General features: G+C 64.9%; 21 protein-coding genes. 10 read left to right on the forward strand and 11 right to left on the reverse strand.

The features are described 5' to 3' along the window. Positions 1-170 precede the first annotated feature (170 nt). Positions 171-1,136, reverse strand: a complete 966-nt coding sequence (locus JQ617_RS23145; RefSeq protein ID WP_212028271.1) for a sensor histidine kinase — start codon at positions 1,134-1,136, stop codon at positions 171-173. Positions 1,137-1,315: 179 nt separating this feature from the next. Here JQ617_RS23145 and JQ617_RS23150 point away from each other — a divergent pair, with 179 nt between their 5' ends. Then, entirely contained in the window at positions 1,316-2,155 is an 840-nt protein-coding gene (locus tag JQ617_RS23150) for an SDR family NAD(P)-dependent oxidoreductase (RefSeq protein WP_212028272.1), read from the forward strand. 304 nt (positions 2,156-2,459) lie between these two features. Here the strand turns inward: JQ617_RS23150 and JQ617_RS23155 are convergent, their stop codons facing one another. The 3 genes from JQ617_RS23155 to sthA all read right to left on the reverse strand — a co-directional run bounded on the left by JQ617_RS23155 (position 2,460) and on the right by sthA (position 7,192). Beyond that, a complete protein-coding gene (locus JQ617_RS23155; RefSeq protein WP_212028273.1) occupies positions 2,460-3,833 on the reverse strand; it encodes a cytochrome P450 in 1,374 nt (457 codons plus the stop codon). 139 nt (positions 3,834-3,972) lie between these two features. Next, positions 3,973-5,205: an LLM class flavin-dependent oxidoreductase gene (locus JQ617_RS23160; RefSeq protein ID WP_212028274.1), complete on the reverse strand. Its 1,233-nt coding sequence runs from the start codon at positions 5,203-5,205 to the stop codon at positions 3,973-3,975. A gap of 595 nt (positions 5,206-5,800) precedes the next feature. Then, positions 5,801-7,192, reverse strand: coding sequence for a Si-specific NAD(P)(+) transhydrogenase (sthA, locus tag JQ617_RS23165; RefSeq protein ID WP_212028275.1), 1,392 nt, complete (start codon positions 7,190-7,192; stop codon positions 5,801-5,803). 149 nt (positions 7,193-7,341) lie between these two features. On the opposite strand from sthA, the gene JQ617_RS23170 reads away from it, so the two are divergent. Further along, positions 7,342-8,754 (forward strand): MFS transporter, encoded by a 1,413-nt coding sequence (locus tag JQ617_RS23170; RefSeq protein ID WP_212028276.1) that lies wholly within the window; start codon positions 7,342-7,344, stop codon positions 8,752-8,754. Positions 8,755-8,895: 141 nt separating this feature from the next. Then, entirely contained in the window at positions 8,896-10,068 is a 1,173-nt protein-coding gene (locus JQ617_RS23175) for an extracellular catalytic domain type 1 short-chain-length polyhydroxyalkanoate depolymerase (protein ID WP_212028277.1), read from the forward strand. Between the two features lie 183 nt (positions 10,069-10,251). On the opposite strand, the gene JQ617_RS23180 is transcribed toward JQ617_RS23175, so the two are convergent. Beyond that, positions 10,252-10,557 carry a hypothetical protein gene (locus JQ617_RS23180; RefSeq protein ID WP_249157374.1) on the reverse strand — a complete coding sequence of 102 codons (306 nt, stop codon included), beginning with the start codon at positions 10,555-10,557 and terminating at the stop codon, positions 10,252-10,254. A 140-nt stretch (positions 10,558-10,697) separates the two neighbouring features. Here JQ617_RS23180 and JQ617_RS23185 point away from each other — a divergent pair, with 140 nt between their 5' ends. Next, positions 10,698-11,066 carry a winged helix-turn-helix transcriptional regulator gene (locus JQ617_RS23185; RefSeq protein WP_145657322.1) on the forward strand — a complete coding sequence of 123 codons (369 nt, stop codon included), beginning with the start codon at positions 10,698-10,700 and terminating at the stop codon, positions 11,064-11,066. A gap of 61 nt (positions 11,067-11,127) precedes the next feature. Here the strand turns inward: JQ617_RS23185 and JQ617_RS23190 are convergent, their stop codons facing one another. Then, positions 11,128-11,796 carry an MBL fold metallo-hydrolase gene (locus JQ617_RS23190; protein WP_145657320.1) on the reverse strand — a complete coding sequence of 223 codons (669 nt, stop codon included), beginning with the start codon at positions 11,794-11,796 and terminating at the stop codon, positions 11,128-11,130. A gap of 97 nt (positions 11,797-11,893) precedes the next feature. Continuing rightward, positions 11,894-13,012, reverse strand: coding sequence for a vWA domain-containing protein (locus JQ617_RS23195; protein WP_212028279.1), 1,119 nt, complete (start codon positions 13,010-13,012; stop codon positions 11,894-11,896). Between the two features lie 268 nt (positions 13,013-13,280). On the opposite strand from JQ617_RS23195, the gene JQ617_RS23200 reads away from it, so the two are divergent. Beyond that, positions 13,281-14,882, forward strand: a complete 1,602-nt coding sequence (locus JQ617_RS23200; RefSeq protein ID WP_212028280.1) for an alpha-amylase family glycosyl hydrolase — start codon at positions 13,281-13,283, stop codon at positions 14,880-14,882. A 168-nt stretch (positions 14,883-15,050) separates the two neighbouring features. Here the strand turns inward: JQ617_RS23200 and JQ617_RS23205 are convergent, their stop codons facing one another. Beyond that, complete coding sequence (locus JQ617_RS23205) at positions 15,051-16,748, reverse strand: alpha-amylase family protein (protein ID WP_212028281.1); 1,698 nt, start codon at positions 16,746-16,748, stop codon at positions 15,051-15,053. A 128-nt stretch (positions 16,749-16,876) separates the two neighbouring features. Here JQ617_RS23205 and JQ617_RS23210 point away from each other — a divergent pair, with 128 nt between their 5' ends. Continuing rightward, on the forward strand, positions 16,877-17,368 hold the full coding sequence (locus JQ617_RS23210) for an MmcB family DNA repair protein (RefSeq protein ID WP_212028282.1): 492 nt from the start codon (positions 16,877-16,879) through the stop codon (positions 17,366-17,368). A 288-nt stretch (positions 17,369-17,656) separates the two neighbouring features. Here JQ617_RS23210 and JQ617_RS23215 read toward each other — a convergent pair whose 3' ends face one another. Further along, on the reverse strand, positions 17,657-18,211 hold the full coding sequence (locus JQ617_RS23215) for an ActR/PrrA/RegA family redox response regulator transcription factor (RefSeq protein ID WP_008141807.1): 555 nt from the start codon (positions 18,209-18,211) through the stop codon (positions 17,657-17,659). Positions 18,212-18,314: 103 nt separating this feature from the next. Then, on the reverse strand, positions 18,315-19,634 hold the full coding sequence (locus JQ617_RS23220; RefSeq protein WP_212028283.1) for an ActS/PrrB/RegB family redox-sensitive histidine kinase: 1,320 nt from the start codon (positions 19,632-19,634) through the stop codon (positions 18,315-18,317). A 106-nt stretch (positions 19,635-19,740) separates the two neighbouring features. Between JQ617_RS23220 and JQ617_RS23225 the strand changes: the two genes are divergently transcribed. The 4 genes from JQ617_RS23225 (at position 19,741) to JQ617_RS23240 (ending at position 23,999) form a co-directional block, all read left to right on the forward strand. Further along, positions 19,741-20,544 carry an ABC transporter ATP-binding protein gene (locus JQ617_RS23225; protein ID WP_212028284.1) on the forward strand — a complete coding sequence of 268 codons (804 nt, stop codon included), beginning with the start codon at positions 19,741-19,743 and terminating at the stop codon, positions 20,542-20,544. 130 nt (positions 20,545-20,674) lie between these two features. Next, positions 20,675-21,493 (forward strand): ABC transporter permease, encoded by an 819-nt coding sequence (locus tag JQ617_RS23230; protein WP_212028285.1) that lies wholly within the window; start codon positions 20,675-20,677, stop codon positions 21,491-21,493. 121 nt (positions 21,494-21,614) lie between these two features. Next, a complete protein-coding gene (locus JQ617_RS23235) occupies positions 21,615-22,943 on the forward strand; it encodes a polyhydroxyalkanoate depolymerase (RefSeq protein WP_212028286.1) in 1,329 nt (442 codons plus the stop codon). Positions 22,944-23,159: 216 nt separating this feature from the next. Then, positions 23,160-23,999 carry a M48 family metallopeptidase gene (locus tag JQ617_RS23240; RefSeq protein ID WP_212028287.1) on the forward strand — a complete coding sequence of 280 codons (840 nt, stop codon included), beginning with the start codon at positions 23,160-23,162 and terminating at the stop codon, positions 23,997-23,999. 196 nt (positions 24,000-24,195) lie between these two features. Here the strand turns inward: JQ617_RS23240 and JQ617_RS23245 are convergent, their stop codons facing one another. Further along, positions 24,196-24,954, reverse strand: coding sequence for a calcium-binding protein (locus tag JQ617_RS23245; RefSeq protein WP_212028288.1), 759 nt, complete (start codon positions 24,952-24,954; stop codon positions 24,196-24,198). Positions 24,955-25,017 lie beyond the last annotated feature (63 nt).

Here is a 25,017-nt window from a genome sequence, read left to right on the forward strand (position 1 = left end):
AGCCAGCGCGCGTGTGGCTTTCGCTTGTTTCGAGTCGCGTTCAGGACGAGCTTGCACTGAATCGAAAGGTGGCAAGGTCGGCAAATGTAGCGACTTGAGAGGTGTGCTCCCTCCCCCGGCGCGTTGCGCCGACCTCTCCCGCAAGCGGGAGAGGTGAACCTCGTCATGAACTAGCCGTTCTTCGGGATCCGGCACTGCATGATGCAATGGAGTCCCGTCTTCAGGTACGAGATCTCGGTCCTGCCGTCGAAAGCCGAGAGCGCCGACTTCAGCAGCTTGGTGCCGAAGCCGGGCTCGGAGACCTTGTCGACGCTCGGCCCTTCGGTTTCGTCCCAGGTGATGGTCAGGCGATCGTCGCTGACGGTCCATGACACCTGCAGCAGCCCGCGCGGGGCGGAGAACGCGCCGTATTTGCCGGCGTTGGTGGCGAGCTCGTGAAACATCAATGACAGCGTGACCGCCAGCTTCGGCGGCAGGAACAGCCGGTCGCCATTGAGGGTGAAGCGGACATGGCCGTAGGGCCCGAGCTCGGAGATCAGGAGATCGCGGATGTCGCAGCCCGCCTTGTCGATCCGCGAGATCAGATCGTCGGTCGTGGCCAGCGACCGCAGCCGTGGATCGATCCGGGCCCAGACCTGCGGCTGGTCGTGCAGCACCTGATGGATCACGGCGTGCACGGTCGAGAGCTTGTTCTTCAGCCGGTGCTGCAGCTCGTCGACCAGCAGCTTGCGATAGTCTTCCTCCTCGATCAGGCGTTTCGAGATCCGCCGCTGCTCGACGAGGAGCGAGCGATAGTGCTCGACGCCCCAGATGGTGAGCGCGCAGACCGCCCAATAGAGCGCCAGCAGGGCGAATCGCGCGTTATCGGCGACGATATCGCTGAAATTGACGACGACGCCGAGCACCCCGCCGACGATCGCCGTGATGATGCCGATGCGGAAGCCGCCGAACGCGGCCGCAAAGAACACGGCCGGGAAATACGGGGTGAAATAGACGTCGGGCCGGACATGCGCGAGGCCCCAGCGCGCCAGCGTCGCAACCAGCAGGCAGGCGGCCGCAAAGCCGATGCTCAGGCCGAGCGATGGCGGTGCCACGCCCTGCCAGCCCTTGCGAAACTCCTCGATCAATTTCTCCATGAACGGCCCGGTTGCGACGTGCGTTCGCCCTGAATGTTACGCATCTCGGGCGCGCAAGCAAAGCTTGCCTTGTCGGAAGCCGGCAGGAATAGTGGCCGTCGCGGCGCCGGCTGTAACAGCACCGTCATGGATCGGTGTGCGCCGCTTGGCAGCGAAGGGTTCGAAAGCAGGGGCATCAAATGGGCAGGCTTGACGGCAAGGTGGCGGTGATCACGGGCGCGACGAGCGGCATCGGATTGCGGACTGCGGAAGTCTTCGTTGCCGAAGGTGCCAAAATTGTGATCGCCGGGCGGCGCATACCGGAAGGCGAGGCGCTGGCGAAGCAGCTCGGGGCCGCCTGCGTCTTCCGCCAGACCGACGTGACGGTCGAAGCCCAGATGCAGGCGCTGATCGCGCTGGCGGTGGAAAAATTCGGCCGCATCGACTGCCTGTTCAACAATGCCGGCGGCCCGGCGCAGACCGGCGGCATCGAAGGCCTCGAGGTCGAGCGCTTCGACGCGGCCATGGCGACCCTGGTGCGCAGCGTCATGCTCGGCATGAAGCACGCCGCGCCCTACATGAAGAAGCAGGGATCCGGCAGCATCATCAACAATGGCAGCATCGCAGGCCGTCTTGCCGGCTTCTCGTCATCGGTGGTGTACGGTGCGGCCAAGGCCGCGGTGATCCATCTCACCAAATGCGTGGCGATGGAACTCGGCGAGTCCAACGTCCGCGTCAACTCGATCTCGCCCGGCGCGATCGCGACCGGCATTTTCGGCAAGGCGCTGGGCCTGTCGACCGAAGCCGCCGAGAAGACGCCGGCAGTGATGCGCGATGTCTACAAGACCGCCCAGCCGATCCCGCGCGCGGGCCTGCCCGACGACATCGCCCATGCGGCGGTGTTCCTGGCCAGCGACGAATCCAGCTTCATCAACGGCCACGACCTCGTCATCGACGGCGCCATGACCAGCGGCCGCAACTGGACCCAGCAGCAGCAGGGCCTGGCCGCCTTGCGCAACGCGTTCGATCAGGGGGCGTAGCGGCGGGGACGGTGCCGTAGGGTGGGCAAAGCGAAGCGTGCCCACCACTGCTTCTCATCGCGCGAGATCGTGGGCACGGCGCTACGCGCCTTTGCCCACCCTACGAGACCTGCGATCCCGGTGAGGTCTCGTGCCCCGGACGCAGCGCAGCGCTTCCCCGGCGATGCCAAGCATCGTCCGGTGCAGCGATGCGCTGCAGAGCCGGGGCCCATCTCTCCGAACTGAAAGTGTCGCAAGATCCTGGGTCCCGGCTCTGCGCAGCAACGCTCCGCGTTGCAGCGCGTCCGGGACACGAAAGCCGCCGCTAAACCGCCTTCATCATCACCTTCAGCCCATCCCGAGGCTTCGGGATCGGCCACATCTGCCAGTCCGGCTTGTAGCCCGGCGCCAGCGACACCTCGATGTTCTGCAGGAAGTGACGGGCAAAGCATTTCGCCTGCATATAGGCGAAGTGCAGGCCGAGGCACATATGCGCGCCGCCGCCGAACGGGACCCAGGCGAAGCGGTGGCGGTTGCGTTGCGCCTCTTCGGTGAAGCGCATGGGATCGAAGCGGTCCGGCTCCGGCCAGATGTCCTTCATGTGATGCGTATAGAGCGGATTGACGCCGACCGCGGTACCGGCGGGGATCGTGAATCCCTTGAAGGTGAAATCGCGCATCGCGCGGCGCGGCATCGAGGGCACCGGCGGCTTGATCCGCAGCGCTTCCTTGAACGCCATTTCCGACAGCGGCATCTTGGCGAGGTCGTCGAAGGTGGTGGGCGCATCCGGGGCGAGCCCGAGTGCCAGGACCTCGGCGCGCAGCCTGTCCTGCCAGTCGGGATTTGCGGCGAGCTCGCCGATGAAAGACGTCAGCGACGAGGTCAGCGTGTCGTGCGCGGCCATCATCAGGAAGCTCATATGGTCGATGATGTCCTGCTCGGACAGCAGCGCGCCGTCCTCGTGGGTGGCGCGGCAGAGCTGCGAGAACAGATCGTCGCCGCCGTGATTGCCGCGGCGGAGCGGGATCTGCTCGCGGAAATAGGCGACGATGCGCTTGCGCCCTCTCACGCCCGCGGCCATCTGCGTGCCGGGCAGGGGCTTGCGGATCGGGGCGACGGCGGCCGCGACCATGTCGACGAAGGCGCGGTTGATCTCGTCGACCTCCGGCCCGATGTCGGCGTCGAGGAAGGATGCGGCGGCCAGATCGAGCGTGAGCTGCTTCATCGCCGGATAAAGCTGCATCTCGCCGGGGTGCGCCTTCCACTGCGCGACGCGCGCGGAGATGCCCCGATCGAGATCGCTGAGATAGGACTTCATCGGTCCGGACTTGAACGCGACCGACAACGTCTTGCGGTGCAGCCGGTGCTCGTCGAAATCGAGCAGCATCAGTCCGCGCGGAAACAACAGGCCAAGCACCTTGTTCCAGCCATGCGTCGACGAGAACAGCTTTTGCTGGTCGAACATCACGAGCTCGTTGGCCTCGGGCCCGAGCATCACGACATTGGTCTCGCCGAACACATGGGTGCGATAGACCGGGCCGTACTTGGCGCCATTGGCCTCGATATGTCCCTTGGGGTCGGCCAGCACCTGGAAGGTCTTGCCGATGACCGGCCAGCCCTCGTCGCCGGGGATGTGCGTCAGCTCGTTACGCCGGGGCGCGGTGAACGGAAGCGCAGGGGCGACATTCTGCATCGACATGACGATTGCTCCGGTAGGCTGTCCCGGACAGCATAGCACATCCTGTCACGATGACGCTGCGGCCGTCCCGCGCACAAAATCGTCAGGCTTTTGTCGTCCCGGCCTTCGCCGGGACGACTCGCGGAGATAATTCGGCGACCTATCCCTTCGCCGCCTTCTGCAGATCCGGCGCGTTGACGGCGGGAATGGCGACGCGGCCGGGGCCGGTGACCTTCAGCGCCTCGGCGGCCTTCTCGTTCTCCATGATCTTGGCCATCACGGCCTGTCCCGCGCGCTCGAAGATCGCGCGGTTCTCGATCACGAATTTTTGCGACCTGCGCAGGCCGTCGATATAGCCGTTGATCTCCGGCACGACGTAGCGCGCCACCATGTCCCAGCTCCGGCGCGTATTTTCCGGATTGGCCCAGTCGTGCACGAAGCCGATGATGGCGCCGACGCCGCCGGACACCTCCATCACGTTCTTGATGGTTTTGACGAGATCGTCGGGCGTGCCGATGGTGGACGCGGCGCCCTCGACGAAGGCGGTCTTGTCCACGGCTTCGTCCGGCGAGGAGAACGCGGTGAGGCCCGGCCGCTGCAGCGTGCCGACATTATATTCGTTGTGCCAGCGCATCAGCCCGGCGCCGGCCTCGCGGCGGGCCTGCTCGCGGGTCTCGGCGACGTGGAAGGTCAGCAGCACGCGCCAGTCGGCGCGGTTGACCTTGGTGCCGTGCTTCTTGGCGGAATCCTCGGCGAACTGCCATTGCTGCTGCAGCGACATCAGGCCCTGCGTCGTCATCGATCCCAGCGAGATGATGCCGCAACCGTATTTGCCGGCGAGCGTCATGCCCGAGGGCGAGATCTGCGAGGCCACCACGAACGGCATCTCCTCCTGCAGCGGCAGGATCTGCAGCGCGGCGTCGTTCATGGTGAACCAGTCGCTCTTCGCCGTGACGCGCTCGCCGTTGAACAGGCGGCGGATCACGCCGATCGCCTCGTCCTGGCGGTCGCGCTGCGTCATCGGGTCGATGCCGAGCGTGTGCGCGTCGGAAGCCAGCGCGCCGGGACCGGAGCCGAAGATGGCGCGGCCGCCGGTCATGTGGTCGAGCTGCACCATGCGCTGGGCGACGTTGAACGGGTGGTGGTAGGGCAGCGACACCACGCCGGTGCCGAGCTTGATCCGCTTGGTGCGCTCGCCGGCCGCGGCCAGAAACATCTCGGGCGAGGCGATCATCTCCCAGCCGGAGGAATGGTGCTCGCCGCACCAGAACTCGTCATAGCCGAGCGCGTCGAGCTGCTCGACGAGATCCAGATCGCGCCGGAACTGGAGCATCGGATGCTCCCCGATCGGGTGATGCGGGGCAAGAAAGGCTCCGAACTTCAGGCGCGCCATGGCGTTCTCTCCGGCTGAATTTTCTGTTTGTTGGTGGCGCAAAGCTACGTGCCCGATCGCACGAACGCAATCACGCGATGTCCCGCGCAGCGGAATGCAGGCATGCGTGATGCTTCTCCCTCACGCAGACTTGCGTGCAGACGCTTCCACACCGTCATGGCCGGGCTTGTCCCGGCCATCCACGACCTGTGTCGCGGTGCCAAGAACGTGGATGCCCGGGACATAGGCGAGCGAAGCGACGCCGTCCTTCGGACGGCTATGCCCGGGCATGACGAGAGGCGAGCGCGGTGGTGTCTCTTCTCCCTCTCCCCGTTCTTTCGGGGAGAGGGTTGGGGTGAGGGGCCTGTCTCCGCGGGAACAGAGATCGTTGGCTTCGCGAGATGTCCCCCACGCCGTCATTGCGAGCGCAGCGAAGCAATCCAGTGTGTTTCCGCGGAGGGATTCTGGATTGCTTCGCTGCGCTCGCAATGACGTGTTGAGAGAGCACCGTCGCAATGGACAGCGCGACTCGCGGAGAGTCCCCCTCACCCGGAATTCAAACGGCGTTTGAATTCCGGCCTCTCCCCGCGTGCGGGGAGAGGCGAAAGCCCGCCCCCTACCGCGTCATCCTGTTCCACGCATCCAGGCCGGCGATCTTGTACGCCTCGGCCAGCGTAGGATAGTTGAACGTGTTCTGGATGAAATAGTCGATCGTGCCTTTGAGGTTGAGCACGGCCTGGCCGATATGGATCAGCTCGGTGGCGCCTTCGCCGAGGATGTGCACGCCGAGCAGGCGGCGGGTCTTGGTCGAGAAGATCATCTTCATCATGCCGCTGTTCAGCCCCATGATGTGGCCGCGCGAGGTCTCGCGGAAGCGGGCGATGCCGACCTCGTAGGGAATGCCGCGCGCGCGCACCTCCTCTTCCGTGAGGCCGGCGGTCGAGATCTCCGGCACCGAATAGATGCCGTAGGGAAAAAATTCCGGCGGCGCCAGCGGCTCCATGCCGAGCGCGTGGCAGGCGGCGACGCGGCCCTGCTCCATCGAGGTCGAAGCAAGGCTCGGAAAGCCGATCACGTCGCCGGCGGCGTAGATGTGCGGCACGCTGGTCTGCAGGGTCACGGGATCGACATTGATGCGGCCGCGATGGTCGACGGCGATGCCGGCGGCTTCGAGGTTGAGCCGGTCGGTGGCGCCGACGCGGCCGGCTGCGAACAGCAGCATCTCCGTGGTGACGTGCCGGCCGTCCGACAGATGCGTGACGATGTGGCCCTGCGCATTCTTCTCGATCGACGTCACCTTGGAGCCGAGCCGCAGCGCGACGTTGCGGTCGCGCAGCTCGTGCATGAATTCGTCGATCAATTCCTTGTCGATGAAATCGAGGAAGGTCGGCCGCGGCTCGATCAGGGTCACGGGCACGTCGAGCGCGCTGAAGATGGTGGCATATTCGACGCCGATCACGCCGGCGCCGATCACGGCCAGGCTGCGTGGCAGCTTCGGCAGCTCGATGATCTCGTCGCTGTCGAGCACGGTGGTGCCGTCGAACGGCACATAGTCGGGCCGGAACGGGCGCGTGCCGCACGCGATCAGGATGAAGGCGGCGGACACGGTCCTGGTCTCGCCGATTGAGCTCGTGATCTCGACCTCGTGCGGCGAGACGAGGCGCGCCTCGCCATTGGCCGTGCGCACGAGGTTACGGCTGAACTGGTGCTCGAGAACCTCGACCTCGTGATCGAGCGTCTTCTGCAGCCGGGTCATGAGGTCGCTGGCCGCGATATCCTGCTTCACCCGGTAGGAGCGGCCGTAGAAGCCGCGCTCGCGCCAGCCGGAGAGGTTGAGCACGGTCTCGCGCAGCGTCTTCGACGGAATGGTGCCGGTGTGGACCGAGACGCCGCCGACCCGCCGGCCTTTCTCCACCACCAGCACGGACTTGCCGAGCTTGGCACATTGCACCGCGGCCCGGCGCCCCGACGGGCCCGAGCCGATCACCACCATGTCGTAGTCGTACATCCGGAAGACTTCCGAGCCCGCAGAAACCAGCAGGAATTGCCATGCAGCAATCGGGCCAATGCAGCAAGTCCTACCTCCGAGGTAATCGCGCGGATGACGCCGATCTGCGAGCCTTGCGCGCAAATATATCGCGGAAGGCTCGTGCGAAAATGCATCAAACCGTCACAAAACCAATCGATTCGACCCGCCGCTGGTGGGTGCTCGCGACCGTCGTCGCCGCCCAGTTCATGTTCGGCGTCGACGCCTTCATCGTGAACGTCGCCATTCCCACCATCGCCGTCGACCTGCACGCGACCCCGGCGCAGATCGAATCCGTCATCGCGATCTATCTGATCGCCTATGCGACGCTGGTCGTCACCGGCGGGCGGCTCGGCGACATCCACGGCACCAGGAACGTCTTTCTGGCCGGCGTGCTCGGCTTCACGGCGACCTCGCTGTGGTGCGGCCTTGCGCAGTCCGGCGTCGAGCTGATCGTCGCGCGGCTAGCGCAGGGCGCGACCGCGGCGCTGATGGTGCCGCAGGTGCTGGCAACGCTGCACCTGCTGTTCACCGACGAGACGCGCAACCGCGCCTTCGCCGTCTACGGCATCGTGCTCGGGCTTGCCGGGGCCGCGGGCTTCCTGCTCGGCGGGCTTCTGGTGACGCTCGATCTCGCCGGCAGCAGCTGGCGCTCGGTGTTCTTCGTCAACGTGCCCTGCGGCCTCGTCATCGCGCTTGCTGCCTGGTGCATCATGCCGTCGGTGCCGCGACGGGCCGGGACCAGGCTCGACGTCAAGGGCAGCGTCGTGCTGTTCGCGGGATTGCTGTGCCTGATCGGGCCGCTGCTGTTCGGCCACGATGTCGGCTGGGCGCCGTGGTTGTGGGCCGTGATGGTGGTCGGGGCTGTGATCCTCGTCGCATTCCCAAGGCTCGAGCATAAGGTGGCGCGCGCCGGCGGCATGCCGCTGATCGATCTCTCGCTGATGTCCGATGCCGCCTTCCTGCGCGGGCTCGGCGCTGCGTTCTTTTTCTTCCTTGCCAATCTCTCGTTCTATCTGGTCATGACGCTGTTCATGCAGCGCGGGCTGAAGATTCCGCCGCTCACGGCCGGCCTCGCCTGCATTCCACTTGCCGTCGCATTCGTCGTGGCGTCACGCCACAGCGGCGCACGCGCGCGGCATCGCGGCACCAAGGTCCTGATCGAAGGCTGCGCGTTGCAGATCGTGGGCCTCGCGGCGCTCGCGGGTCTTGCGTTCTATGTGGAAGCGCCGACGCCGATGGCGCTCGCGCTGACCATGGGCATCTTCGGATACGGGCAAGGTCTGGTGATGGCGCCGCTCTCCGGTGCGGTGCTCGCGACTGTCAAACCTGTCGCTGCGGGCTCTGCCTCCGGCATGTACGGCACCACGGCGCAGATCGGAAATGCGGCCGGAGTGGCCGCAATCGGCGCGGTATTCTTCGCGATCGAGTCGTTGCAATCAGCGCGCGCAGGATTTCTCGTCTCGCTCGCGCTGTTTGTGACGTTAATCATGACATGCATCGCATTTCTGACGTGGATGCGCCGCGCATCTGCATCAAGTTGAGGCATTGCGGTTAATACGTGCGGATTTCCGCTGAATTTCCAGTGATTTTCGCGAGATCGACAGCGCACGGTCTTTTTATTTTGCAACGCAGCAACTATCTGGTGGTGCTTAACGTTGAAAGCCGCCCACCAGGAACTTGCCGTGTCGTTAGCCAGAAATGTCGATCTGTTGAGACGTCTGCCGAAGCTGGACGGTCTGCGCCTTGCCGAGTTCGGCCGCAGCCCCGATTCATCCAGCCCGCTGGAAGAGGTCACGGGCTTCGGCGACAATCCCGGCAATCTGCGCATGTTCGCGTTCGTGCCGGCGCAGCTGCAGAAGCCGCGCGCGCTCGTCGTCGTGCTGCATGGCTGCGGACAGACGGCGGCCGGTTACGATCTCGGCGCCGGCTGGTCGACGCTCGCGCGGCACTACGGTTTCGCGCTGCTGATGCCCGAGCAGCAGCGCATCAACAACGGCAACACCTGCTTCAACTGGTTCAATCCGGAAGACACCGCGCGTGACAGCGGCGAAGCGCGCTCGATCCGCGAGATGATCGCGCATATGGCGGACGCGCATCGCATCGATCCCAAGCGCGTCTTCATCACCGGCCTGTCCGCGGGCGGCGGCATGACGTCGGTGATGCTCGCGACCTATCCGGAAGTTTTCGCCGCCGGCGCGATCATCGCCGGCCTGCCCTACGGCATCGCGTCGAATCTGCGCGAGGCGCTCGACGGCATGTTTCATTCGCCGCAGCGGCCCGAGCGCGAGCTCGGCGATTTCGTGCGGCGCGCCTCCGATCATCGCGGGCCATGGCCGAAGGTCTCGGTGTGGCACGGCAGCGCCGACCGCACCGTCAATCCCGGCAATGCCAACGAGATCGTCAAGCAATGGCTCGACCTGCATGATCTGCCCGCCGTACCGATGGCGGAGACCAATGTCGACGGCTATCCGCGTCAGGCCTGGTGGAACAAGGACGGCGAGACGCTGGTCGAGTCCTACGCCATCACCGACATGGCGCACGGTACCCCGCTCGGCCTTGCCGACAACGATCAGCGCTACGGCATGGAAGGCGCGTTCCTGATCGAGGCCGGTATCTCCTCGTCCTACCACATCGCAAAGTTCTTCGGCCTGACCGGATGGATTCCGGACGCCGCGAAGAAGGCCGAGGCAAAGCCGGCCGCAGCCGGAAAGCCGTCGCGCTCGCCCGCCCCGCATCTCGCCCGCTCGATCCGCGCGAAGGTCGCCGATCCCGCCGAGCCGAAGCCGGAAGCTCGCGGCTTCGACCTCGGCCAGATCATCACCCGCGCGCTCACCGCCGCGGGGTTGATGAAGTAAGAGGGCAAGCGCTCGCGGCGCGAGCGGTGCGCTCCCTCCCCCGCCTGCGGGGGAGGGCCGGGGAGAGGGTGGCTCCGCAATGGGACACTCCCGATGAGGATAGAGCCCCCACCCGGCGCTTCGCGCCGACCTCCCCCGCAAGCGGGAGAGGTAAGGGGGAGTTCGCGGTTGCCCGCTCGGTCCCTAGCTTGAAGTCGCGTCGATCACCTCGATCGGCGTCACCGTCACCTCGCCGCCGGCGACCTTCCGCGTCATCGCCTGATAATTCCTAAAGAACTCCCGCGATTGCAGCGTCTTTTGCGCGTCCTCGTCGGCGGCGCCGGCGAGGTGGAAATAGCTGCCGCCGTCGCGGACCTTCAGGACGCGGTAGGAGATCCGTCCCTTCAGTTCCGGATCGCCGTCGATCGCCTTGATGAAGCGGCCGATCTCCCGGTGCCATTCCTCCGTCGTGCCGTCCTTGAACTCGTATCGGATCATGAAGTGCTTCATGTGACGCTCCCTGTTCGTCATGTGCGTCATCATCTGCGCCTTGCGGGCGATCCTGCAAGTATGGACAAAATTGATAGTATGGACTTTCTCGCTGCTGCTCCTATCCTCTTCGCTTGCTGGTTGCTCGTGGAGGAGACGACATGGCGAAGGCAATTCGGCAGCGCACCTGTCCGGTCGCGGCGTTTCAGAAGATGATCAGCGGCAAGTACAAGCTCCGCATCGTCTGGGACTTGAAAGACGGCCCGCGCCGCTATGGCGAGATCAGGAGCGGCCTGCTGCGCGGCGCGAGCGGCAGTGCGGAAATCACCCCGCGCGTGCTCAGCCGCGAATTGAAGGCGCTGACGGAGAGCGGCCTGATCGACCGCAAGGATTTCGGCGAGGTACCGCCGAAGGTCGAGTATCGCCTGACCCGCAAGGGCAAGAGCTTCGTGCCCGTCGTCGCGGCGATCCGCGAATGGGGCGAGCGTAATCTGAGCGAGACGGCGGCGTTCGCAGACGCCGCCGAATAGAGCATGATCCGGAAAAGTGTGAAGCGGTTTTCTGATCAGATCATGCTCAAACAATAAAGTCCTACATCTCGCCGGTGATGAACGGATTGGTCATCCGCTCCTGGCCGATGCTCGAGCCGGCACCGTGGCCGCAGATGAAGCCGACATCGTCGCCGAGCGGCAGCAGTTTTGTCAGGATCGAGTTGATCAGCGTCGCGTGACTGCCGCCGGGCAGGTCCGTGCGTCCCACCGAGCCCGCGAACAGGACGTCGCCGACATGGGCAAAGCGCAGATCCTTGTTGAAGAACACCACGCTGCCGGGCGAATGGCCCGGGCAGTGGAAGATGTCGAACGTGAGATCGCCGATCGACACGGTCTCGCCTTCCTCGAGCCAGCGGTCCGGCGCGAAATTGCGCACCCCGGTCATGCCGAAGCGCGCGCCGCTCTCGACCACGTTGTCGAGCAGGAACTTGTCGGCCTGATGCGGGCCCTCGATCGGCACCTTCAACGCATCGCGCAAGTCGGCAGCGCCGCCGACATGGTCGATATGGCCGTGGGTCAGCCAGATCTTCTCCACGGTGACGCCGGTCTGCTTGATCGCCTCCAGAATCTTCGGCACGTCGCCGCCGGGATCGATCACCACGGCCTTCTTGCTGGGCTCGTCCCAGATGATGGTGCAGTTCTGCTCGAACAGCGTCACGGGAACGATGATCGCGCCCGCCTTGGGTTGATTGTCATTTTGCTCGGTCATGGCGCCACAATGCCGATTTTTGCCATGCCGCCAAGCAAAAGATTCGTGCGAGGCCGGGAGCGGCCCGTTCGAAACGGACCGTTCCCGGGCGTTCCTGTTACCGCGTGATCTGCGCCTTCAGCGTCTCCCGGACGACCCCGTCGAAAGAGGACGTCTTGGGGGACTTCACGGCCTGATCGGCGATGTACTTGTCACGCTTGGCGACCAGCGCGGCGAGCTTCTCGCTCAGCGCCTTGCGCTGCTCGACCTGTTTGGCGACCTCGGCCTCGCGCTGCTCCGGCTTCATGGCGCGCAGCTTTTCGGGCAGGTCGGCGTCGGCCACAGTGGCGACGCTGGTCTTGCCCTTGGCGGCATCGGCGACGAGATCGCCGCCGCCGGTGACGGCTTCCGAGGTCGATGCAGATCGCTTGCTGATATAGCTCGCCATGTCGGTGGCCGTTGACGGTGCGGACGCCGCTACGCTCGCCTGCTGCTGCACCTTCATCTCGGTCCGCTTCTGCATCTCGCGCGGGCCGTACGGAATCACGGTGCCGTTGAGCTGCTGCTGCAGGATGATGATGTCCTGGTCGTACGGGGTCTCGATCACCACGATCTGGCCGCCGTCCTGCGGGATCGGGATGAAGCGGCCCTGGCCGATCTGCGCGATGTCGCGCCACACCCGCTCGGTATCGCGGGCATCGCCGGCGAGCACGGCGTTGACGATGATGTCCTTCTGCCGGGCGACGCTGAGCGTCGTCGGATATTTGGTGTCCTGCGTATAGTCCATGTGCGGCGGCGCATCGCCGACCAGGAACACGATGTGCCTGACGTCGCCGCCCGGCGTCCATTGCAGCTTGTTGACGGCGACGTCGAGCGCCTCGTTGACGCTTTCGGGCCAGTCGCCGCCGCCGCGCGCCTTCAGCTCCAGCAGGTTGGCGTAGAGATCCTGGATGTCGCGGGTGAGCTCGATCTTCGACGTGACGTAGTCATCGCCGATGTCGCGATAGGCGACGAGGCCCATGCGGATGTCGGCGTCCGGGTTGGAATCGACGATCGCGGTGGCGATCGACCAGATCTTGCGCTTGGCGCCTTCGATCAGGCGCGCCATCGAACCGGTGGTGTCGAGCACGAAGGCGACTTCGACGGTCGGCTTGGCGGTGGCGGGGGAGAGGCCGGCCGAGAGCGGCAGGGCGGCGAGAGCGAAGGCGAGCGAGCACAATGTGATGCGTGACCTCATGGGTCCCTCCAGTGGTTTCGTCCCTCGGAACCGAGGTTCCACTGGCATCGCGGTCGGCTGAAGCCGGAACAATGGCCGGACTCGCCCGGTATTGCGGCCTTTCCGGGCGGAATCGCGCTTTGCGGACCCGGGCGACATGATCGCCGCCGCGCACGTCACAGAGCCGTCCCAAAGCCCTGTTGGTCTCGATCCCCGGCGGGAACTTTTGTGTGAACCGTTGGCGCGATCCCGCGTTGCTTCCGGCGCGAGGCGCATTCGGGGGACGATCTTGGCTCAGAGCGACGACAATTGGTGGCGCGACGGCATCTTCTATCAGATCTATCCGCGCTCCTATCAGGATAGCGACGGCGACGGTGTCGGCGATCTCGCCGGCATCCTGCAGCGTCTGCCTTACGTCAGGTCGCTCGGCGTCGACGCGATCTGGCTGTCGCCGATCTTTCCCTCGCCGATGGCCGATTTCGGCTACGACATCTCCGACTATACCGGCATCGAGCCGCTGTTCGGCACGATGGACGATTTCGACGCGCTGCTCGCCGCCGCGCATGACAACGGTCTGAAGCTGATCCTCGACCTCGTGCCGAACCACACCTCCGACCAGCATCCCTGGTTCGTCGAGAGCCGGTCTTCGCGCGACAATCCCAAACGCGACTGGTACATCTGGCGCGATCCGGCGCCCGATGGCGGCGTGCCGAACAACTGGCTGTCCGAGTTCGGCGGCAGCGCCTGGCAATTCGACGAGACCACGGGCCAATATTATTACCACGCCTTCCTCGCCCAGCAGCCGGATCTCAACTGGCGCAATCCCGACGTCCGCGCCGCGATCTACGATGCGATGCGGTTCTGGCTCGACAAGGGCGTCGACGGCTTTCGCGTCGACGTGATCTGGCACCTGATCAAGGACGCCGACTTCCGCGACAACCCGCCGAACCCGCATTACGTCGAGGGCCGGCCGCCGAACGAGAAGATCCTGACGCAATACTCCACCGACCAGGACGAGGTGCACGACGTCATCGCCGAGATGCGGCGCGTCACGGATGCGTATTCCGCCCGCGTTTTGATCGGCGAGATCTATCTGCCGCTGCATCGGCTCATGGCCTATTACGGCAACGACCTCACCGGCGCGCAGATGCCGTTCAACTTCGCGCTGCTCTCGACCTTCTGGAGCGCGCGCTCGATCGAGAAGATCGTCGAGGACTACGAGAAGGCGCTGCCGAAAGGCGCCTGGCCGAACTGGGTGCTCGGCAACCACGATCGGCCGCGCGTGGCGAGCCGCGTCGGGCCCGAGCAGGCGCGTGTCGCCGCCATGCTGCTGCTGACCTTGCGCGGCACGCCGACGCTCTATTACGGCGACGAGATCGGCATGCACCAGCTCGCGATCGCGCCCGAGGACGTACGCGATCCCTTCGAGAAGAACGTGCCCGGCATCGGCGTCGGGCGCGACGGCTGCCGCACGCCGATGCAATGGGACGGCTCGAACTTCGCCGGCTTCTCGCAGGCGAGGCCATGGCTGCCGCTGCCCGAGGATCACATCCGCGAGAACGTCGCCCATCTCGAAGCCGATCCGCGCTCGATCCTCAATCTCTACAAGCGCCTGATCGCGCTGCGGCGCGATTGCCCGCCGCTGGTCGCGGGCGATTATCACCCGATCTCGGCGCAAGGCGACCTCCTGATCTATCGCCGCGAGGCCGCAGGCAAGTCGGTGATCGCAGTGCTCAATCTCGGGCCCGACCCGATCGCGGTGACCACCAGCGCGATCAGGTTCGGCAGCGAGATCTTGCTGTCGACGTTCCTCGATCGCGAGGGCGAGAAGCTCGAGGGCGTGCTGGATCTGCGCGGCAATGAGGGGGTGATTGTGCAGCCGGCAACCTAGCCGTCGCCTTCGCCAAAAGGACGGCGGAGGAGAAAGCCGCCGCTATCTCCCCGTCATTGCGAGCGCAGCGAAGCAATCCAGACTGTCACCGCGGAAAGATTCTGGATTGCTTCGCTGCGCTCGCAATGACGATCGTTGAACGGCGGAGCAAACTGCGGCATCTCGACATCACCCCGGATGCTTGTTCCCCGCCCTGCTCTCGTCGATGTCGCCCCGCTTCAGCAGATAGTCCAGCCCGCCGACGCGGTACCAGCGGTAGCCGTAGGGCTCAAGCACGACGCGATGCTGGCCGCGCTTGTCGGCGTGGCTGTGGTCTTCCGCGAGCAGGTTGATCAGGTGCGCGCCGGCCTCGCCCGACAGCCCCGTCGAGAACGCGGTCTCGCGGGGCTTCTCGTCGAGATTGTGCACGAACAGCACGGAATTGTTGCGCCAGTCGTAGCGCATGATGAACACGGCGGGATCGCGCGTCGGGATGACCGTGAAATCGCCCCAGCCGATCTCCGGCACTTCCTTGCGCATGCGCACGATGCGCTCGGTCCAGTTCAGCATCGAGTTGGGATCGCGCCGCTGCTTGGCGACATTGACGTGCGGATAGCCGTACGGTCCCTTGTCGATGACGGGGCAGGCCGGCTTGTCGCTCTTGGTGAAGCCGCCATGCGGCTCGGTCGACCATTGCATCGGCGTCCGCGCGCAATTGCGCTCGGGCAGCGAGAGATCGTCACCCATCGCGATCTCGTCGCCGTAGCGGATCACGGGCGTTCCCGGCAGCGTGCACATCAGGCTGTAGGCAAGCTCCAGCCGCCTGCGGTCGCCGCCCAGCATCGGCGCGAGGCGGCGGCGGATGCCGCGGTCGTAGAGCTGCATGTCCTTGTCGGGGCCGAACGATTTGAACACGGTGTCGCGCTGCGCCTTGGTCAGCCGCCCGAGATCGAGCTCGTCGTGATTGCGCAGGAACAGGCCCCATTGCGCCGTGGCCGGCCGCGGCTTCGTCGCCTTCAACGCCTTGGCGAGGGGACGGGAATCCGCCGACGCCAGCGCATAGAACAGATGCTGGTTGACGTGGAAGTTGAACATCATGTGCATGCGGTCGGCATCCCTGCCGAAATATTCCATGTCGGTTTCCGGCAGCACGTTGGCTTCGGCGAGAATGATGGCGTCGCCCTGCCGCCATTGCAGGAATTCGCGGAACGCGCGCAGCATGTCGTATTGCTCGACCGGCTTCTTCACCTTGGCGCCCTTGGTGGAGATCACGAAGGGGACGGCATCCATGCGGAAGCCGGACACGCCGAGCTGGATCCAGAAGCCCATGATCTTGAGAATTTCCGCCTGCACATGCGGGTTCGAAGTGTTGAGGTCGGGCTGGAAATCGTAGAAGCGGTGGAAGTAATACGCGCCAGCTTCCTTGTCCCGCGACCAGGTCGATTTCTGCACGCCGGGAAACACCATGCCCTTGTTGGCGCCGGCCGGCTTCTTGTCCGACCACACATACCAGTCGCGATAGGGTGAGTTCTTGTCGCGCCGCGCCTCTTTGAACCAGTGGTGCTGGTCGGAGGTGTGATTGACCACGAGGTCGATGATGACGCGGATACCGCGCTGTTGGCAGCCATGGGTGAACTCGACGAAATCGCCGAGCGTGCCGTAGCGGGCATCGACGCTGTAATAATCGGCGATGTCGTAGCCATCGTCGCGGCCGGGCGAGGTCTGGAACGGCATCAGCCAGATCGTGGTGATGCCGAGCCCGTGCAGATAATCGAGCCGGCGGAGCAGGCCCTTGAAGTCGCCGACGCCGTCGCCGTTGGCGTCCATGTAGGAGCCGACGGACAGGCAGTAGATCACGCTGTTCTTGTACCAGAGATCATCGATCATGCGCAGCCTCGGTGGTTCCGCCGAGGTGCGGCGGCTGCGTGATAAGCGATTGGGGGAGGGGAGGTTCCGCGGGCCGACATGCTCGCCCCGGAATGACGAGGCCACCGGAATCGGCTATCCTCCCCGCCATGGACAACACCGCCCGCAACATCGCCCTCGTGCCGCCGCCGGATCGGCGCCAGTCGGAGACGGCGCTCGCCATCGCGCGCGGAACCTCGCGGCTGCTGCGCTCGCTCGGCTTTTCCTGCATCAGCGAATTGCCGCTGCCGTCGGGCCGGCGCGCCGACCTGGTGGCGCTGAACGAGCGCGGCGAGATCTGGATCGTCGAGATCAAGTCGTCGGTGGAGGATCTGCGCGCCGACCAGAAATGGCACGAATACCGCGCCCATTGCGACCGGCTGTTCTTTGCCTTCACGCAGGATCTGCCCTGCGAGATCTTTCCGCAAGACACCGGCTTGATCATCGCCGACGCCTACGGCGCGCACCTGCAGTGCGAGGCGCCCGAGCACAAGCTGCCCGCGCCGACGCGCAAGCAGATGACGGTGCGTTTCGCGATGGCGGCCGCGCTCAGGATCAACCGCCTGGTCGATCCGCAAGGCCACGCGGATTTCTGGGAGTAGCGGCGCCGCGAACGCAGGTGCCGTAGGGTGGGTAAAGCGAAGCGTGCCCACCACCTCTATCTATCGAGGCACATCGTGGGCACGGCGCTTCGCGCCTTTGCCCACCCTACGAAACCGCGATAGGATGCTCTCGTGTCCCGGACGCGCTGCAGCGTTCTTACGCTGCTGCGCAGAGCCGGGACCCAGTACGCTGACGCAGCTTCTCGCTCTCCAAGAAGAATGGGCCCCGGCTCAGCAGCGCATCACTTCGTGCTGCGCTGCGTCCGGGGCAAGAGAGCCGGCGAAAACTTAACGCGGCGCGCGCTTGGCCAGGATGCGCTGCAGGGTCCTGCGGTGCATGTTCAGGCGACGCGCGGTTTCCGAGACGTTGCGGTTGCACATCTCGTAGATGCGCTGGATGTGCTCCCAGCGGACGCGGTCGGCCGACATCGGGTTGGTCGGCAGCTCGGATTTCTCCGCGCTGGTCGACAGCAACGCGGCGACGACGTCGTCGGCATCCGCGGGCTTCGAGAGATAGTCGATCGCGCCCATCTTCACCGCGGTCACCGCGGTTGCGATGTTGCCGTAGCCGGTCAGCACGATCGCGCGTGCATCCGGGCGCTTCTTCTTCAGCGCCGAGACCACGTCGAGGCCGTTGCCGTCACCGAGCCTGAGGTCCACCACCGCGAATGCGGGCGCTGCCTTGCCGATCTGCGCGAGGCCGTCCGAGACGGTGTCGCACGATGTCACCGCGAAGCCGCGTGTCTCCATCGCGCGCGACAAGCGCTCCAGAAACGGCTTGTCGTCCTCCACGATGAGAAGCGAGCGGTCGGTCTGTTCGTTCAGTTCGGCGATGGCGTTCAAGGTGTTGTCCTCTCTCCTGCACATCTACATATGGCGCCGCAATCGGGCGCCGCCAAGGCCGCCTATAGTCGATCGGGGCCTTCGTGCGACGCAAGGTCGCGGTCTATCCTATTGTTTCTTCGAGGGTCTCGATAGCCTCAAAACGCTGCCTGGGCCACGTGATCTGCACCACCGCGCCGTGTTCCGGGAAGATCCGGTTGGTAAACGAGACCTTGGCGCCGGTGCGCTCGAGCAGGGTGCGGGCGATGAACACGCCCAATCCGAGGCCGCGCCGCTCGCCGCCGCCGTCATCCAGGGTGCGCCGCCGCGACAGATAAGGCTCGCCGATCCGGTTGAGGATATCAGGGGGAATGCCGGGGCCGTCGTCGGAGATCAAGAGCTCCATCGTGTCCTTGTTCCACCAGGCGTTCACCTCGACGGTGGTGTGGGCGAAATCGACCGCGTTCTCGACGATGTTGCCGACGCCGTAGAGGATCGCCGGATTGCGCGATCCGACCGGCTCGGCGGCGGCGGCGACCGCGATCCGCACCTTGATCTCGACGCCGAAATCGCGGTGCGGGGCCACCACCTCCTCGATCAGCTCCGACAGCTTCATGCGGTCGAACGGCGCGTCGGTGGAGAGCTGGGTGATCTTGCTGAGGATGTCGCGGCAGCGCTGGGTCTGCTCGCGCAGTGTCTTCAGGTCGGCGGCAAAGCTCGGATCCTTCACCGTCTTCTCCAGCTCGCGCGAGATCAGGAAGATCGTCGCGAGCGGCGTGCCGAGCTCGTGCGCGGCCGCGGCGGCGAGGCCGTCGAGCTGGGTCAGATGCTGCTCGCGCGTCAGCACCAGCTCGGTCGCGGCCAGCGCGTCCGCGAGCTTGCGCGCCTCCTCGGTCACCTGGAAGGAGTAGAGGCTGGTGACGCCGATCGCGAGCACGATCGAGAGCCAGACGCCGACGAGATAGATCGGCGGCAGCACCAGGGGATCGTCGGAATCCCAGGGCAGCGGCAGGTGGAAGAAGAACAGGATCGAGGCGCAGGCGACGGCCAGCACGCCGAGGCCGAAGGTGAAGCGGGCCGGCAGCGCCGTGGCCGAGATCAGCACGGGCGCGAGGAACAGGAACGAGAATGGGTTCTGCAGGCCCCCGGTGAAGAACAGCAGGGCGGCCAGCTCCACGATGTTCAGCGCCAGCAGGCCGGCCGCCTGCATCGGCTCCAGCCGGTGCATCGGATTGGCCGCGGTCTGCAGGCCCAGATTGAGCGCGGCCGACAGCGCGATGATGCTGACGCAGGGGACGATCTCGACGTTGAACTCCAGCCCCTGCGCCACGATGAAGATCGCGGCGAGCTGGCCCAGCACCGCGAGCCAGCGCAGCCGCAGGATGGTGTCGAGGCGGATATGCCGCTGCGCAGGGCGGAAGTCGGAAGCGGCAATTTCAGTCATATCGGCCAATGTGGCGGTGCCTTCTGGATCACAAACGCTGGGCTCGCGGAACCACCCCGATTACAAGCCTTGCGCTATCAGCTGCAATAGCAGAAGAACGCCCAGCATGACCGAGAATGAGCAGGCTTCAAGTCGGCCGACTGTCGCGGAGCACACTTCCTCCGCGGCGATCGCGGTCGATCATCTCGTCAAGGTCTACAAGCAGACCCGCGCGGTCGACGATATCTCCTTTTCGCTGCCGCGCGGCAGCATTACCGGGCTGCTCGGCGGCAACGGTGCCGGCAAGACCACGACCATCGCGATGATCATGGGCCTGGTGCTGCCGACCTCCGGCCGCGTGCGGGTGCTCGGGCATCGCATGCCCGAGGAGAGCGCGGCCGTGCTGGGGCGGATGAATTTCGAGAGCCCCTATGTCGACATGCCGATGCGGCTGACGGTGCGGCAAAATCTCACCATCTTCGGCAAGCTCTACGCGGTGAAGAACCTCGCAAGCCGCATCGCCGAGCTCGCCGACGATCTCGACCTCACCGATTTCATCGACCGCGCCAACGGAAAGCTCTCCGCGGGACAAAAGACCCGCGTCGCGCTGGCGAAAGCGCTGATCAACCAGCCGGAATTGCTGCTGCTGGACGAGCCGACGGCTTCGCTCGACCCCGACACCGCCGATTGGGTGCGGGGCCATCTGGAGCGTTACCGCCGCGACCACAACGCCACCATTCTGCTCGCCTCGCACAACATGCTCGAGGTCGAGCGGCTCTGCGACCGCGTCATTATCATGAAGCGCGGCCGCATCGAGGACGACGACACGCCGGACGCGATCATGGCCCGCTACAACCGCACCACGCTGGAAGAGGTGTTTTTGGATGTTGCCCGCGGCCGGGCGAACGGTGCGACGGAGGCGGCGAAATGAACCGTAGCCGTGGACGTAGCCCGGATGGAGCGCAGCGCAATCCGGGACCCCCGTCGCTTGTGGCACGAATCCCGGATTGCGCTGCGCTCCATCCGGGCTACAGGTCCCATCCGAGCTACGGATCGCAGCCATGACCGACATCTCCCTCCACCGCGGCATCGCCCCGCACCGCATTGGTGCGATGATCCTGCGCTACTGGTACCTGCTGCTGTCGTCCTGGCCGCGGCTGCTCGAGCTGCTGTACTGGCCGGCGCTGCAGGTCATCACCTGGGGTTTCATTCAGTATTACATCGCGGAAAACGCCAGCTTCTTCGCGCGTGCCGGCGGCACGCTGATCGGCGCCGTCATCCTCTGGGACATCCTGTTCCGCGGCCAGCTCGGCTTCTCCATCTCCTTCCTGGAGGAGATGTGGGCGCGCAACCTCGGCAACCTCATGATGAGCCCGTTGAAGCCGATCGAGTTTCTGCTGTCGCTGATGGTCATGAGCCTGATCCGGCTCGCCATCGGCGTCATCCCGATGACGCTGATCGCGCTGCTGCTGTTTCACTTCAACGTCTATGCGCTCGGCCTGCCGTTGATCGCCTTCTTCTGCAATCTGATCTTCACCAGCTGGTCGGTCGGCATCTTCGTGTCGGGGCTGGTGCTGCGGAACGGTCTGGGCGCCGAGAGCATCGTCTGGACGCTGATGTTCGCGGTCATGCCGCTGGCCTGCATCTACTATCCCGTCAGCGTGCTGCCGGTCTGGCTGCAATATGCCGCCTGGGCGCTGCCGCCGACCTACGTGTTCGAGGGCATGCGCGCGCTGCTGATCGAGAACACCTTCAGGATCGATCTGATGCTGCAGGCGTTAGCGATCAATGCCGTACTTTTGGCCGCTTCTTTTTGGGCATTCCTTGCCCTTTTGCGCAGCGCCAGGAGGCACGGCTCGCTGCTGTCGGGTGGCGAATAACGTCACTTTCCCGTGGATTCAGCCCGATTTAACCGTCTCCACCACGTAGATGTACGGAACCGTGCATTGACGCAATATTACGCATTCGGCAGTATGCTGCGATGCGAAGAGGAATATAACGATGCCTATTGGTGAGTTTGGCGGCGCGCCGCCCCTGGCTGCAGAAGGCAGTCCGGTCCTGACGACGCCGATGTACTGGATGTACGAGATGGCCCAGGCCTCCCTCAATCCGGCACGTGCCGTCACCGACGCGACCAAGCTGCTGTTTCAGAATCCCCTCAATCCCTGGGCCCGCACCGAAGTCGGCAAATCGGTTGCCGCGGCCTGCGAACTGTTCGAGCGCACCACGCGCCGCTACGGCAAGCCGGAATGGGGCCTCAACGACACCGAGGTCAACGGCATCCGCGTCCCCGTCGAGGTCCGCCCGGTCTGGGAAAAGCCGTTCTGCAAACTGCTCTACTTCGATCGCAAGTTCGCCCGTCCGCTGCGCAGCCCGCAGCCGCGCGTGCTGATCGTGGCGCCGATGTCCGGCCACTATGCGACGCTGCTGCGTGGCACGGTCGAGGCATTCCTCCCCGCGCATGAGGTCTACATCACCGATTGGGCCGATGCCCGCATGGTGCCGCTCAGCGAAGGCCGCTTCGATCTCGACGATTACATCGACTACGTCATCGAGATGCTGCACGTCCTCGGCGGCAACACCCATGTCATGGCGGTGTGCCAGCCCTCCGTGCCCGTCGTCGCCGCCGTCTCCATCATGGAAGCGCGGCGCGATCCCTTCGTGCCGACCTCGATGACGCTGATGGGCGGCCCGATCGATACCCGCCGCAATCCGACCGGCGTGAACAACCTCGCCCAGGAGCGCGGCATCGACTGGTTCCGCAACCACGTCATCACCAAGGTGCCGTTCCCGCATCCGGGCATGATGCGCGACGTCTATCCCGGCTTCCTGCAGCTCAACGGGTTCATCAGCATGAACCTCGATCGGCATATGGACGCCCACAAGCAGCTGTTCGCCAATCTGGTGAAGGGCGACGGCGACCTCGTGGACAAGCATCGCGACTTCTACGACGAATATCTCGCGGTGATGGATCTCTCCGCCGAGTATTACCTGCAGACCGTCGACACCGTGTTCGTGAAGCACTCGCTGCCGAAGGGCGAGATGACCCATCGTGGAACCCGCGTCGATCCTTCCAAGGTCACGCGCGTTGCATTGATGACGGTCGAAGGCGAGAACGACGACATCTCGGGCCTCGGTCAGACCGAAGCAACGCACGGTCTGTGCAGCTCGATTCCCGATCATCGCCGCGTTCATTACGTCCAGAAGGGCGTTGGACATTACGGCGTGTTCAACGGATCGCGTTTCAAGTCGGAGATCGTGCCGCGGATTCACGACTTCATGGTCTCCGCTGCGAATCCGAGTTCGTTGCAGGCTCTCGCAGCCGAATAAGCTTCGGTTTCGGCTTTTCCGTCGAAAATTCAGGCCTTCCGGCAGGTTCCGGAGGGCCTGGTTCCCGCCAGATTCGAGGTATCTGGGTAGCGATCTAGGAGTGAGTCATCCCTCAGCCCTTGGGGGTGTTGCATGCGTCCAGCGGGGGCGAAAAAAGCCGGTTCCAACCCCAGTCTGTAGGGTCTCCCGGACGCCTGACCCCTGTATATTGGGCAAATGATTTGTTTTTGCGCCGAGCGCTTTCCCTGGCGGCGGTTATGGCAGAATCCGGGCGAACTCCTGCTTCCCGGACTGACAGACATGGCCACACGCGCGCTCCTTTATCGGCGGCCCCACGAACCGAAGACCCTCGTCATCACTCATGGATCGCAATTCTTTGCGATTCGCCTGCGAAGACACCGCCGAGCGCGGCGTTACACGCTCAGAATCCATCCGAGCGATCGCGAAGCCATTCTGACGATCCCCCCGCGCGGCACGCTCGCCGAAGCCAAGGACTTCGCGTCGCGTCACGGTGCGTGGATCGCTGCGCGTCTCGGCCGTCTGCCGAAGGCCGCGCCGTTTCAGCCTGGCACAGTGATACCGCTTCGCGGCACGCCGCATCGCATCGTTCATCGCGCGGGTACCCGCGGCACGGTGTGGACCGAGACGCGCGACAGCGGCGAGAAGATTCTCTGCGTCGCCGGCGGTCTCGATCATGTCGATCGCCGTGTCAGCGACTTCCTCAAGCGCGAGGCGCGCAAGGACCTGCAGCGTTCGGCGGAAGCCTATGCGGGCGAGCTCGGCGTCAGGGTCAAGCGCCTCTCGATCCGCGACCAGTCCAGCCGCTGGGGCTCCTGCACCTCGGCCGGCTCGCTGTCGTTCTCCTGGCGCCTGATCCTCGCGCCGCCCTTCGTGCTCGACTACCTCGCCGCCCACGAGGTCGCCCATCTCGTCGAGATGAACCACTCGGCGCGCTTCTGGCGCGTCTGCGGCAAGGTGTGTCCCTCGATGGAGCGCGCCAAGAAGTGGCTCGACACCCACGGCAACGACCTGCACCGCTACGGCGTCGAGGATTAGGCCGGGCGGCCAACTCCACACTCACTGTCGTCGCCCGGCTTGACCGGGCGACCCAGTATTCCAGAGCCGGTTGTTGTCGAGCCGAGACGCCACGGCGCACCGGATTCCCCGCTCGCGAACTGCGCTGAAGCGCCAACGACCGGCCGATCGGAGTGATCGGCCGGTCGCCGGCATTCGGCAAATCGTGGTTTCGGAGCTAGACCAGAAGATCGTGCTGGAGCGGCAGCGCGTGCACTTGCTGCACCTCCTGGCCTGCGAACGTCACCGGGGCGTGGTCCGCCAGGGTTGCATCCAACTCCGCCGCCTTGGCCAGCGGCGACGGCGAGAGCAGCGTCGTCAGGTTGTAGCCGGCGCCGTCGCTGCCGATGGCGTATTCGATCACGTTGTTGCCGCCCAGGAAGAAATTGTAGATCGATACGCCGCTGTTGATGACACCATCGGCGACATCGGCCGCGTTGGTGACCAGCAGGTCGTTGCCGATATGGTAGAGCATCAGGGTCGATCCCGCGCTGTCCAGCACGTGGATATAGTCCGACGTACCGCCGCCAAAGCCGGTGGAATTGGAGGCGCTGAGGTCATCGGCGGCGGTGTCGATGCCCGCATCGCTGATCCGGATCTGGTACTCGTCGTCGCCCTGATTGCCGCGGACGACGTCCGCACCGGCCCCGCCATAAAGGATGTCGTTGCCGATCCCGCCGGTCAGGTTGTCGTTGCCGCCATTGCCGATCAGCGTGTCGTTACCGTCGCCGCCGAGCAGGATGTCGGAAACATTGCCGCCGGTGACGCGATCGTTGCCGGTCCCGCCGTCGATGATGTTCGAAAGGGTATTGCTTCCCTTGATCTGATCGTCGCCGCCAAAACCGTTCATCGAGTGCCCGGTATCGCCGGTTCCGTCGAGTGGATGCGTGCTCCAGTCGATGAGATCGTTGCCGCTACTGCCATTCCAGACTGCCATGTGATCCTCATTTGCGAGTGACCGTGCAGCGGCTGGCACTTGCAAGTGCCCGATCCGGCGACA

Source organism: Bradyrhizobium sp. KB893862 SZCCT0404 (assembly GCF_018130885.1).
Classification (GTDB): Bacteria; Pseudomonadota; Alphaproteobacteria; order Rhizobiales; family Xanthobacteraceae; genus Bradyrhizobium; species Bradyrhizobium stylosanthis.

Excerpts from the sequence above, each read along its gene's own strand:
- JQ617_RS23145 (WP_212028271.1), bottom strand. The coding sequence starts at position 1,136 with ATGGAGAAATTGATCGAGGAGTTTCGCAAGGGCTGGCAGGGCGTGGCA.
- JQ617_RS23150 (WP_212028272.1), top strand. The coding sequence starts at position 1,316 with ATGGGCAGGCTTGACGGCAAGGTGGCGGTGATCACGGGCGCGACGAGC.
- JQ617_RS23155 (WP_212028273.1), bottom strand. The coding sequence starts at position 3,833 with ATGTCGATGCAGAATGTCGCCCCTGCGCTTCCGTTCACCGCGCCCCGG.
- JQ617_RS23160 (WP_212028274.1), bottom strand. The coding sequence starts at position 5,205 with ATGGCGCGCCTGAAGTTCGGAGCCTTTCTTGCCCCGCATCACCCGATC.
- sthA (WP_212028275.1), bottom strand. The coding sequence starts at position 7,192 with ATGTACGACTACGACATGGTGGTGATCGGCTCGGGCCCGTCGGGGCGC.
- JQ617_RS23170 (WP_212028276.1), top strand. The coding sequence starts at position 7,342 with ATGCATCAAACCGTCACAAAACCAATCGATTCGACCCGCCGCTGGTGG.
- JQ617_RS23180 (WP_249157374.1), bottom strand. The coding sequence starts at position 10,557 with ATGAAGCACTTCATGATCCGATACGAGTTCAAGGACGGCACGACGGAG.
- JQ617_RS23185 (WP_145657322.1), top strand. The coding sequence starts at position 10,698 with ATGGCGAAGGCAATTCGGCAGCGCACCTGTCCGGTCGCGGCGTTTCAG.
- JQ617_RS23190 (WP_145657320.1), bottom strand. The coding sequence starts at position 11,796 with ATGACCGAGCAAAATGACAATCAACCCAAGGCGGGCGCGATCATCGTT.
- JQ617_RS23195 (WP_212028279.1), bottom strand. The coding sequence starts at position 13,012 with ATGAGGTCACGCATCACATTGTGCTCGCTCGCCTTCGCTCTCGCCGCC.
- JQ617_RS23205 (WP_212028281.1), bottom strand. The coding sequence starts at position 16,748 with ATGATCGATGATCTCTGGTACAAGAACAGCGTGATCTACTGCCTGTCC.
- JQ617_RS23210 (WP_212028282.1), top strand. The coding sequence starts at position 16,877 with ATGGACAACACCGCCCGCAACATCGCCCTCGTGCCGCCGCCGGATCGG.
- JQ617_RS23220 (WP_212028283.1), bottom strand. The coding sequence starts at position 19,634 with ATGACTGAAATTGCCGCTTCCGACTTCCGCCCTGCGCAGCGGCATATC.
- JQ617_RS23225 (WP_212028284.1), top strand. The coding sequence starts at position 19,741 with ATGACCGAGAATGAGCAGGCTTCAAGTCGGCCGACTGTCGCGGAGCAC.
- JQ617_RS23230 (WP_212028285.1), top strand. The coding sequence starts at position 20,675 with ATGACCGACATCTCCCTCCACCGCGGCATCGCCCCGCACCGCATTGGT.
- JQ617_RS23235 (WP_212028286.1), top strand. The coding sequence starts at position 21,615 with ATGCCTATTGGTGAGTTTGGCGGCGCGCCGCCCCTGGCTGCAGAAGGC.
- JQ617_RS23240 (WP_212028287.1), top strand. The coding sequence starts at position 23,160 with ATGATTTGTTTTTGCGCCGAGCGCTTTCCCTGGCGGCGGTTATGGCAG.
- JQ617_RS23245 (WP_212028288.1), bottom strand. The coding sequence starts at position 24,954 with ATGGCAGTCTGGAATGGCAGTAGCGGCAACGATCTCATCGACTGGAGC.